Source organism: Halomonas sp. BN3-1, assembly GCF_003056325.1.
Lineage (GTDB): Bacteria > Pseudomonadota > Gammaproteobacteria > Pseudomonadales > Halomonadaceae > Halomonas > Halomonas litopenaei.
The window spans coordinates 93,748-104,099 of sequence record NZ_PYVV01000016.1 but is presented as its reverse complement, the minus strand read 5'-3'; the positions used below and the strand labels follow the sequence as shown (position 1 = coordinate 104,099).

The 10,352-nt window shown below is 64.8% G+C and carries 8 protein-coding genes and 2 riboswitches; of the genes, 2 read left to right on the top strand and 6 right to left on the bottom strand.

The window, feature by feature from the left end:
- Positions 1 to 71: 71 nt before the first annotated feature.
- The 4 genes from C9F12_RS19380 to C9F12_RS19365 all read right to left on the bottom strand — a co-directional run bounded on the left by C9F12_RS19380 (position 72) and on the right by C9F12_RS19365 (position 5,284).
- Entirely contained in the window at positions 72 to 875 is an 804-nt protein-coding gene (locus C9F12_RS19380; RefSeq protein WP_045994636.1) for a SapC family protein, read from the bottom strand.
- Between the two features lie 50 nt (positions 876 to 925).
- Entirely contained in the window at positions 926 to 1,777 is an 852-nt protein-coding gene (locus tag C9F12_RS19375; protein ID WP_108449913.1) for a hypothetical protein, read from the bottom strand.
- Complete coding sequence (locus C9F12_RS19370) at positions 1,761 to 3,128, bottom strand: TolC family outer membrane protein (RefSeq protein ID WP_108449912.1); 1,368 nt, start codon at positions 3,126 to 3,128, stop codon at positions 1,761 to 1,763. Before C9F12_RS19370 ends, C9F12_RS19375 begins: the two co-directional genes overlap by 17 nt.
- Before the next feature lie 476 nt (positions 3,129 to 3,604).
- Positions 3,605 to 5,284: a diguanylate cyclase gene (locus C9F12_RS19365; protein WP_108449911.1), complete on the bottom strand. Its 1,680-nt coding sequence runs from the start codon at positions 5,282 to 5,284 to the stop codon at positions 3,605 to 3,607.
- Positions 5,285 to 5,455: 171 nt separating this feature from the next.
- Between C9F12_RS19365 and C9F12_RS19360 the strand changes: the two genes are divergently transcribed.
- A complete protein-coding gene (locus tag C9F12_RS19360; protein WP_108449910.1) occupies positions 5,456 to 6,244 on the top strand; it encodes a hypothetical protein in 789 nt (262 codons plus the stop codon).
- A gap of 59 nt (positions 6,245 to 6,303) precedes the next feature.
- Positions 6,304 to 6,406: riboswitch (TPP riboswitch) on the top strand.
- Positions 6,407 to 6,486: 80 nt separating this feature from the next.
- Positions 6,487 to 7,932, top strand: coding sequence for a sodium:solute symporter family protein (locus C9F12_RS19355; RefSeq protein WP_108449909.1), 1,446 nt, complete (start codon positions 6,487 to 6,489; stop codon positions 7,930 to 7,932).
- 115 nt (positions 7,933 to 8,047) lie between these two features.
- Here C9F12_RS19355 and C9F12_RS19350 read toward each other — a convergent pair whose 3' ends face one another.
- Complete coding sequence (locus C9F12_RS19350; RefSeq protein WP_108449908.1) at positions 8,048 to 9,337, bottom strand: LLM class flavin-dependent oxidoreductase; 1,290 nt, start codon at positions 9,335 to 9,337, stop codon at positions 8,048 to 8,050.
- A complete protein-coding gene (locus C9F12_RS19345) occupies positions 9,337 to 10,146 on the bottom strand; it encodes a 3-oxoacyl-ACP reductase (protein ID WP_108449907.1) in 810 nt (269 codons plus the stop codon). Before C9F12_RS19345 ends, C9F12_RS19350 begins: the two co-directional genes overlap by 1 nt.
- A gap of 47 nt (positions 10,147 to 10,193) precedes the next feature.
- Positions 10,194 to 10,292: riboswitch (TPP riboswitch) on the bottom strand.
- Between the last annotated feature and the right edge of the window lie 60 nt (positions 10,293 to 10,352).

Genomic DNA, 10,352 nt, shown 5'->3' with positions numbered 1-10,352 from the left:
GGGGGGACTCCGGTGGCGAAAAACGTCAAGAGGCGCATCGCGGCGACGATACGCCCCCTGATCTCGGTCGATCAGTGAACGGGAGTGTCCTGTTCGGCGTCGGACGCGACCGCCTCCTCGGCGGGGTCGCCCTTGGCCAGAGCACCCAGCCGCGAACCACCCTGCGCCTGACGGCTCAGTCGATTGAGATTGCGCAGCGACTGCAGGTGGACGTAGAGCAGCTCCAGTTCGTCACTGTCCAGCAGCGCCTTGAGGCTGTCCTCGGGCAGCGCCTTGAGCTTCTGACGGTTGACCGCCTGGAAGCCGGTCAGGGTGCGCTGACCACCTTCCGGCAAGCGAATCTGGGCCTCGACCGACTCGAGCAGGTCGAGCTCGACCAGGCGGGCGCAGAAGGCGCGGGTGCGCTGGAAGTGCGCCTGATAGTCCTGCAGGAAGTCCAGCACCTTGCCCAGGTACTGGGTCTGCTCACCGTCGGCGTCGAAGAAGCGCTCGCCGCGACCGTCACGGTTGAGCCCTTCGTAGTCATCATCGATGCACAGGGTGAAAGTCTTGTCGTTGTCGGCGGAGGCAAACACGAAGGGATAGCGGCGGAAGAAGGCCGGTACGTACTCACCGCGCCACTGGCCTTCACGGTCCACCAGCAGATTCTGGTCCTGCTCGAGTCCCAGCACGGCGACCGGCAGCACCCCGTCGTCGGCCTTGGTGAAGACGATCGGCAGGTCGGTGGCGGCGGTCGGAAATTCGGCCGCCATCAACGGCACCGAGTTCACCCCGCTGGCAAAGCCGAAGTCCTTGCCGACCTTGAGCGACAGCTCGCCATGCTTGTCGCGGGTGATCGGCTGAACGTTGCGATAGATCAGAAGTTGAGTCGCCATGAAAGAGTCCTCTAGTACTTGAGTGTCGTCCCTGGGCCTGGACGTCAGCGTCATTGCGCGGCCAGCGCGCCGGTGGAAGTCGGGGAGACCAGAGTCACCCCGTGGTAGAAGGTCACGAAGGGTTCGCCTTTCGCATCGAACCCCAGAGAAAGGTTGCTCAGCGGCTTGTCGCCGTGGGCGGCAATCCACTCGATCGCCTGTGCGCGCGACGTACAGCGCCACTCGCGAGCCAGCGACAACAAAAGGCCCGCCAGTTCGCCCAGACGTATCTCGGCCGGATGTAGATGCAGATTGAGGGAATCGCGGCCGGTATCGCGACCCTGGCGCCGTTCCTCGATCCTCACGGTCAACGGTGGCCAGGGCTTTCGTGCCAGCGCGTGGCTGACCTCGAGCTGTTCGATCACGTCGCCGACGAGCGGGGGCATCGCCGCAAGCGTGCTCGCCATTGCATGGCGCACCGCCTCGGCGCTCTCGAGCAGGACATAGTCGGAGACACTGGCGTCGACGCCAGGGCGCCACTTCCACGCCTGGTACAGCGGGAAGCGACGCCCCGGCAGGGCCTTGTCCGGCAGCGGCGCTTCCCAGTACACCTTGGTGGTCGCCTCCTCCAGCCCGAGATGCAGATAGTGCGCCATCGTCTGCGTCGACAGTCCGGCGACAAAGGCCCTCCGGTCGCCAGGCGCCAGCGCCAGCGACTCCAGCAACCCCTCGAGGCGCACCGCAAGATCGTCGGCGTCAACGCCGTCCAGCGGCACACTGTAGAGCCTGCGCTGATGTGCCCAGCGGGCGGGAGCGCACTTGACCGAGCGCTCGGCACTGTAGGGACGCGCGAGGCTATCGAGCCAGGACTCGATCAACGCCTGACGCTCGGCGAAGGGCCGGGGTTCAGTGCTGGAAGGCAAGGAGGTCCATCCGGTCATTCATATGGGCGTCGATCTCCGCCAGGTCTTCGCCATTGATGACGCCGGCGGCATGCTTCAGCCGCAGCACGCTGATCAGGTAGTCGTAGCGCGCACTGGCAAGTTCGCTGCGGGCGAAGAACAGATCGCGCTCGGCGTCGAGCAGTTCGAGCACCGGCATGACACCGGATTCATAGGCCACCTGGCGGTATTCGACGATGCGCTGGTTGGCGCTCAAGGACTCGCTCAGAGCCCTGACCCGGGACATGGCGGTGACGATACCCTCGAAGGCCGCACGTATCTCGCGGTCGAGTTCTCGCCGCACCTGTTCGAGTCGAGCCTGCCCTGCCTCGATCAGACGGGTTCCTTCGCGCACCTCCGACGACACTCGCCCACCGCTGTAGACCGGCACATCGAGGCCGACCCGAATGGTCTGGGTCTCGACCTCGCTGCCGCCGCCGAACAATGAGCCCTCGGTCTCGTCGTTGTCGTAGTCGAGACTCAGATCGAGGGTCGGATAGTGACCACCACGACTCACCTTGACCTGCTGATTGGCCACTTCCACCGCCAGCCGTGCGGCTGACAGACGAGGATTACGCTGCATCGCCAGCTCGATCCAGGCCTCGACTGACGACGGTTCCGGGCTCGCCAGGGTCAGGTCCTCATCGACCAGGCTAAGCTCCACCGGACGCACGCCGCTGACCTCGGCCAGGGCATTGAGGGCATCGCGCAGACGGTTGGCCACGTCCAGCTCCCGCGCCTCGACCTGCAGAAAGCGCGCCTGGGCGTCGAGCAGATCGATCTCGCGAATCAAACCGTCCTCGAAACGCGCCCTGACCTGCTCGAGATTGGTCTGGACCTGCTTCTTTTCGGCCTGCAGGAAACTCAGGTTTTCCGACAGGGCGAGTACCGCAAAGTAGCGTTCGGCCACCCGCAGGTAGAGATCCTGGCGCGAGACCTCGAGCTCGGACGCGGCCTGCTGGATCTCCAGCTTGGCCTGGCCAAAGGCCGCCCAGCGCGAATAGTCATAGATCGACTGCTCGAGCGAGACACCGTAGACGGTGGTCGGGTAGGACGTGCTGCCGCTGCCGTAGACCTCGTTGTCGGTACTGACGATGTCCTGGGAGATCTCGCTGCGCTCGACATTGACATTGATCTGCGGCAGCAGCGCTGAGCGCGCCTGATAGTAACGCTCATCGGTGGCCTGCTTACCATAAAAGTCGGCCTGAAACTGAGGATCGCTGTCCACCGCGAGCTCGTGAAGTTCCAGCAGACTTTCTGCCAGCACGGACGGAGCAAGCAGGCACGCCCACCCGCCCAACGCCAGGCCGAACGCAAGCTTGTTGAGATGCATGATGATTTTTCCCCTGCGCACCGGTGGGACAAACACCGGCATTACGCAACTGCTTTGTAATATTTTATTAACAACGGATGTACGATATTACCCACATCTTTTGTAGGAACACAGCTCCTATCTACTCTTTTGCAGGCAACATGATCAACGCAGTATCGACGCAGTAGGAAACTACATCGCAAAAGATGAGAAAGTTCATACTCGCTATCGCATTCCGCCACCGAAGGGAATCGGGTAACACATTGAAACCTGGAAAGTTCCGAAATTACGCGGGACAAGAGACCATCTTCAGGTACACGGGAGCGGCGGCAGCCATGCGCCAAGCAGGTTGCTTCAAGGCCTGGCAGCCGCTGTCACCTCAGCCCAGCCACCTGAGATTACCCAACCACTCACACTGATCCTTTCAGACTAGACCGAAAGAACGAGCAAAGTCCTACGTCAGCGATGATAACGCCGCACCTGGCGACACCTGGGCGCTATTCATCCAGGCTGGCAATGCGGTTGCGACCACTACGCTTGGCGCTGTACAGGCGCCGGTCGGCGCGCTCGAACAGCGGTGCAAACCCCTCCCCCTTGCGATACTGGCTGACGCCGATGCTGATGGTGATGCGAATCGTCTGTCCATCCGACAGGGTGATTTCCCCCCCTTCCACCGCGCGACGCACCCGCTCGGCCGCCTTGATCGCCTCGGGCAAGGCGGTTCGCCGCATGACCACCACGAATTCCTCGCCGCCGGTGCGCGCCACCAGATCGCCATCACGCAGGCAGTTGGCTACTGTTTGCGCCAGCCAGGTGAGCACCTGGTCACCGGCCGCGTGACCGAAACCATCATTGACCTGCTTGAAGAAGTCGATATCGACCGCGGCCAGCGAAAACACCATCCCGCCACTGTCGCATTCCTCGATCAGGCGGGTGACGTGGCGATCCAACTGGCTTCGGTTGGGGAGTCCGGTCAAGGCATCGGTCATCGCCTGGTCTTCCAGTTGATCACGTTCGAGGCGAATACGCTCGACCTCCATCTCGTTGGAAATGACACGTTCGACGGCCCCGACCAGTAGCCGGACCAACTCGATGTCGACCTCGCTGAAGGCGTGCCGGCGCACCGACGGACTGGAGAAGTTCAGGGTTCCCCATACCTTGCCCTGGATCCGCAGCGGTGCACCGATATAGGTCTCCAGCTGAAAGTTCTCGTAGCAGGGGTGGCCCTTGACTCGCTCGTCCTGCCCGGCGCGGTGGGTATGGAAGACGTCATCGGCGTCGAGGGTCAGCCGACAGTAGGTGTCACCCAGTGCAAAGCTATCGCCGGCCCCTACTGGCGCATTATCCGAGGCCGCCCAGCGCACCGTGTAACGCTCCCCCTCGACCTGACTGACAAGCGCGATATCCAGCCTCAGGTAGCTCAAGGCGTCACGCAGCAGCATGTCGACGATCTCTGATACTCCGATATCGGTGCGATTTACCCCGGTATGGACATCCCGCAACAACTGGATCATCGAGCGATACTCGGAGACGTCCTGGATGATGGCGTAGAAGCCCATCACTTCATCTTCCACCACGTCCGGCAGATAGTGGACCTTGAAGTAGATCTGGCGACCGTCCTGGAGCACCAGGGAATCCTCGTAGCTGACCTCCTGCCCCGCCAGCGCCAGATCGAAACGTGGCCGGATCTTGGCGTAGGAGTCTGCATCGAGCACCGAAGACACCGGCTGCCCCATCAGCGCCTCGGCAGGCTGGCCGATGAAGTCGAGGTAGGCACGATTGTTGAAACGGAAGCAGAAGTCGCGGTCGACGTAGGCCACCATCACCGGCAGATGGTCGGCCATCCGCGCGATGACACCGCGGCTTGCCTTCTGCCGAGCCGACAGTCGCAGCACCAGCCCACCATCGGCCAGGCGACAGCAGCTACCATCGCCCAGTTGCAGCGGCATCGAAGGCTTGGCAGCGTGAGCGGCACCCCGGGATGCCAAGGCTTCGGCGACCCTGGCGACCTCGCCAGGCAGCTCTGCCAGCCCCCGCCCGATCCAGACCTCTCCAGGCTCGCCCAGCACGCTCACGGCATCACCGACCACGTCGTACACCTGCAACTCCGGCGTCAGGCGTACCAGCACCGTTCCGGACGACACCAATGCCTCTTCCACCCAGGCAAAACGCTCCATGAGGACAACTCCTTGCGTAAGCCCTGCCCTGGACCGGCAGCAGGTCAATACCCTGGCGGCTCGCGTGCCGTCTTCTCTAGCCTATGAAAAGATGCTTATAGATGCCGGGTTATTTCGCTTGCCCGCTTCCACGTTATGCTGGCGTCGCCGACACCGCCGCGGGAGCTGCCCATGAACCACCAGGACCTTGTCGCCATCGAACACGCCCTGACGCTGGCCAATCGCGGGGATACCAGCTGGCTTTGCACGCGTCTGGACACCCTTGCTCCCGCCTTCCCCCACCTGAGCGTCACCAGCGATGCCGATGGCCCCGGGTACGCCGGACAGCCCATCTTGCTGCCCCAGGCCCGGGACGGCGGCGCCTGTCTGGTCAATATCGACAACAACGCCAACGATGGCACCCCCTGCCTGGTCGAGCGCCTGTCACCGAGCAGCGAGACCCTGGTGCACCTGGAGGTCATCCATGCAACGCTCGCCGGCCAGCCATCGCTGATTCGCCGCGTCAGCCTGGGCAGTACGTCCATGAACCTGCAGCGACCCACGCCAACCAGTCCGCTGGTCCAGATCGGCGACGACGTCGTCGAGGTGCTGATCCAGCCGGCCTTGCGTCTGGTGCTGACCGGCCACTCCCCGGTCAATGCCGACCTGGCGCGCCAGGGACAACGGCTCGGCTTCGAAGTCATCCTGTGCGCCCCGGACTACCCCGACACGCATCACTCGACAGCGCCCCTGCCGGCAGGCGTCGAGTTCCAGCGCGCGCCCGCAGCTCCCTTCCTGCGCGGCGGCGGCGGGCACCGACGCACCCTGGTGATGGACGCCACCGACGCCTCGACCATTGCGCGAGCGAGCCGCGAGGCCTGCTGTCATGGCTATCTGGCGATGACTGACATCGATCCAAGCCGAGCGGCGAACTGGCTTTACGATGGCTGGCACAGCCTGCGCACCTCGCCCACCGTCTGACGCCCCGTCGCTGCGGCCAAAGCGCCAATTGACAGCCATCGGAGGCGGTCCTACGCTGTGCGCATTCCTGGGGGAGCCTGACGGCTGAGATTCCGCATCACGCGGTAACCCTTTGAACCTGATCCGGGTCATGCCGGCGAAGGGAAGGATGGTTGCGTTATCTCCTCTTTCTTCCTGTCCGCCGCTCGTCCCGCCTGTCCACCGGTCCCTGCGGACAACGACAAGAAAGAGGTCTTCTTTCGATGATGCTCGATCCCACCTGGACGGCGCTGTGGCTTCTGCTGTGCGCCGCCATCTTTGCCATCCCCGGCCTGATCTATGCCCGACGTCGTCAGGGCGGCCTGGATGACTACATCTCGGCTCGCAACAGCCAGAACACCCGCGCCACGGTGTTGACCCTGGTGGCCACCACCCTGGGCACCTGGATCCTGTTCGGCCCCGCCCAGGCGGCCACCTGGGGCGGCATCGGCGCCGTACTCGGCTATGCGCTGGGTTCCATGGTCCCGCGCCTGGTGATGATCCCGCTGGGACGACGCATGCGTGAGCTGATCCCCGAAGGCCACGGCCTTACCGAGTTCGTGATCCATCGCTACGGGCGCACCATGTACGCCTTCACCCTGACGATCATGCTGTTCTATCTGTTCATCTCGCTGGCGGCAGGCCTCACCGCAATCGCCCATATGGTCACCCTGCTGGCGCCGATCCCGCTGTGGCTGACCGCCTGCGTAGTGATGATCGCGACCCTGCTCTACACCTTCTACGGCGGCCTGCGCACCACCATCTTCACCGACAAGGTACAGATGCTGGTGATCCTGCCGTTGCTGGCGCTGCTGCTGGTGTTCGGCTGGCAGGCCGCCGGCGGCGTCGCGCCGACGCTCGAGGGCCTGCAGGAACGTGCGCCTCAGTTGCTGGATGTCACCGATGCCGGTGGCCTGCGTGCCGGCCTGACGTTCTTTATCGCGGTGATGCTGACCGGCCTGTTCTACCAGGGTACCTGGCAACGCATCTACGCCGCCCGGGACAGCAAGGTGCTGCGGCGGGGCTTCTGGATCGCAGGGCTGTTCAACTTTCCGGTGATCGTGCTGATGGGCCTGTTCGGCCTGGCGTTCGTCGGCCTCGGGCTCGAGGGAGACGGCTCGGTGGCGCTGTTCAGCGTGCTGCTGTCCGAGGTGCCGCTGTGGTTCGCCCTGGCCCTGATTCCGCTGGGTCTGGCCCTGGTGATGAGCAGCGCCGACACCACCGTCAACGCCACCTCCAGCATCATCGCCGTCGACATGCACCGGCTGCTGCCCCAGGCCAGCGAAGCCACCCTGATGCGCCTGGCACGCTGGCTGATCGTCGCCGCAGCGGTGCCGGTGACCTGGGTGGCAGCCCAGGGCTACAGCGTGCTCTATCTGTTCCTGCTGGCGGACCTGCTGTGCTCGGCGGCGGCCTTCCCGGTGTTCTTCGGTCTGTTCAATCGCCGCTACGACGGGCGCAACGCGGTCCTCAGCACCGCTGCAGGGCTGGTCGCCGGGCTGGCGATGTTCCCGTCTCCCAGCGGCGGTACCGCCACCCTGCTGGAATCCTTCCTGCTGGCGGCCTTCGTGCCGGTGCTAGTCTCGCTGGTGCTGATGAAGCTGCTGCCATCCCGCCAGGACTATGACTTCACCCGCATGGGCAGTCTGGTGCGGCGTTTCCAGAGCTGACACCGCCACGCTGACAGCCTGGCAAGGCGTGATAAAAAACAGCGGGACGTGCTGACGCGTCCCGCTGTTGTCGTTTCAAGGCCTGGCGATCAGGGGCCCTGGCAGTTCCGGCTCATCAGCGCTCGGGACGCGCCAGCCCCAGGTGGTCGCGCAGGGTGCGGCCCTGGTACTCGCGTCGAAACAGCCCGCGGCGCTGCAGTTCCGGTACCACTTGTTCGACCACGTCCTCGATGCTGTCCGGCAGCGACGGCGGCATCAGGTTGAAGCCGTCCGCCCCGCCCTGCTCGACCCAGCGCTGCATCTCGTCGGCGATACGCTCCGGGGTGCCGACCATGGTGCAGTGGCCGCCACCGGCGGCGAGCCGTCCCAGCAACTGGCGCAGCGTCGGTCGTTCGCTCTCGATGATCCGCAGAATCGTGGCGTAGCGCCCCTTGGGCCCGCTGAAGGCCTCCAGTGGCGGCAACTCGGGCACCGGGGCATCCAATTCCCAGTCGCTCACGTCCTGACCGATGAACTGACTCAACTGGCGCCGGGAGCTGTCCACCGGCAACAGTTCGTCGAGCTCCCTCTGCTTGCGTCTGGCCTCCTCTTCGGTGGAGCCGACGTAGGTGACAAGCCCCGGCATGATCGCGACCTTCGGTCTGCCCGCGGCCTTTACCCTGGCCTGAAGATCGCTGTAGTAGGCCTGGGCCGAGGGCAGATCGTAGGCCACCGCGTAGATGGCCTCTGCGTAGCGCGCGGCCAGGTCACGGCCCTGATCCGAGGCGCCGGCCTGGAACAGCACCGGGTGGCCCTGGGGCGGACGCGGCACTGTCAGCGGGCCATCCACCAGAAAGTGCTCGCCGTGATGGTGAACGGGACCGACCCGGCTGGCGTCGACGTAATCGCCCTGGCGATCCCTCACCAGGGCGTCGTCACTCCAGGAGTCCCACAGCGCCAGCACGGTATTGGCGAATTCCTCCGCCCGGGCATAGCGCTCGGCGTGGCTTGGCATGGCCTCGAGCCCATGGTTGCGCGCCTCGCTGTCGAACATCGAGGTCACCAGGTTCCAGCCCAGGCGTCCGCCGGAGATATGGTCCAGCGAGGCCAGCATGCGCGCAGCATGAAACGGCGTATAGAAGGTGCTGGAGACGGTCGAGATCAGCCCGATGTGTTCGGTGGCCCGCGCCATGGCCGCCAGCATGGTCAGTGGCTCCAGGGTCCACAGCGGGCCGTCGGCGACGCTGCCCACGGCGTGACCATCGGCGAAGAACACCGCATCGAAGCGACCCCGCTCGGCGAGCCGCGCCAGCTCCTCGTAGTAGCGGATATCGGCCAGGCGCTCGACGCTGGAACGGGGATGACGCCAGGCCGCCTTGTGGTGGCCACAGCCCATGATGAACAGATTGAGGTGCATGCTGGCCATCAGTCCTTCACCAGTCCGCCGTCGACCACCAGGTTCTGGCCGGTGACCGCTCGCGACCAGGGCGAGGCGAACAGTAGCGCAGCGTCGGCAAACTCTTGCGGCGTGGTCACCCGTCTCAGCGGCGTGCTGGCGGCGATCAGATCGAACACCGCCTCCGGCGTGGCGCGGGAGGCATCGGTGGTGCGCAATAGGCCCCCGGAGATCATGTTCACGGTGATGTTGTCCGGGCCCAGATCGTGGGCCAGGGTGCGCGTCAGCGACAGCAGCGCCGCCTTGGCGGCGGTGTAGTCGTGGTAGGGCACCACCGGGTTCTGGAACAGGTTGGTACCGATATTGACGATGCGACCAAAGCCGGCCTCACGCATGCCGGCAAGCGACGCCTGCACCGTGTTCAGTGCTCCCCGGGCGACGCCCTGAAGCTGATGATCGAGGTGCTCCCAGGTCAGCTCGTCGGGACCGGGACGGGCGTCGCCGTTGAAAGCGAAGTCCGGCAGCGCATTGTTGATCAAGGTGGTGACCGGTGCGCCGAAGTGCTCGCGGGCACGCGCGAACATGGCATCGACGGCGCTGCGATCACAGACGTCGGCGGCCACCGCCAGGGCTTGCTCGGGATAGTCGGCTACCAGCGCGTTGGCGCCCTCTTCGCTGCGTCGATAGTTGACCACCACCCGCGCGCCCTGCTCGAGGAAGCTGCGCGCCAGGCTGACACCGAGGCCACGTCCGGCGCCGGTGACGACGACCAGCTGGCGGGAAATAGGAAGCGCGGGCGGGCTTGCGGAGGTAGCGCGTGAGGCGTCGGAAAGGGTCATCTGGCGGGTCCTTGGTCGAGGCGAGGAACGCACGCCGACCCCTGGACTGACGACTGCGCTGACATCCCTTCGCCGGTATGAACTGGATCAGGTTCGACGGGTGTTTCTCAGCCCCGCTATCGTGCGGGACACCCCGTGCCATGCGCCTTCGACCTTAGCCCATCGGCGCGGGGCGGACAAGCCGCGCAGCACCTGGAACATCACCG

Excerpts from the sequence above, each read along its gene's own strand:
- C9F12_RS19380 (WP_045994636.1), bottom strand. The coding sequence starts at position 875 with ATGGCGACTCAACTTCTGATCTATCGCAACGTTCAGCCGATCACCCGC.
- C9F12_RS19370 (WP_108449912.1), bottom strand. The coding sequence starts at position 3,128 with ATGCATCTCAACAAGCTTGCGTTCGGCCTGGCGTTGGGCGGGTGGGCG.
- C9F12_RS19365 (WP_108449911.1), bottom strand. The coding sequence starts at position 5,284 with ATGGAGCGTTTTGCCTGGGTGGAAGAGGCATTGGTGTCGTCCGGAACG.
- C9F12_RS19360 (WP_108449910.1), top strand. The coding sequence starts at position 5,456 with ATGAACCACCAGGACCTTGTCGCCATCGAACACGCCCTGACGCTGGCC.
- C9F12_RS19355 (WP_108449909.1), top strand. The coding sequence starts at position 6,487 with ATGATGCTCGATCCCACCTGGACGGCGCTGTGGCTTCTGCTGTGCGCC.
- C9F12_RS19350 (WP_108449908.1), bottom strand. The coding sequence starts at position 9,337 with ATGGCCAGCATGCACCTCAATCTGTTCATCATGGGCTGTGGCCACCAC.
- C9F12_RS19345 (WP_108449907.1), bottom strand. The coding sequence starts at position 10,146 with ATGACCCTTTCCGACGCCTCACGCGCTACCTCCGCAAGCCCGCCCGCG.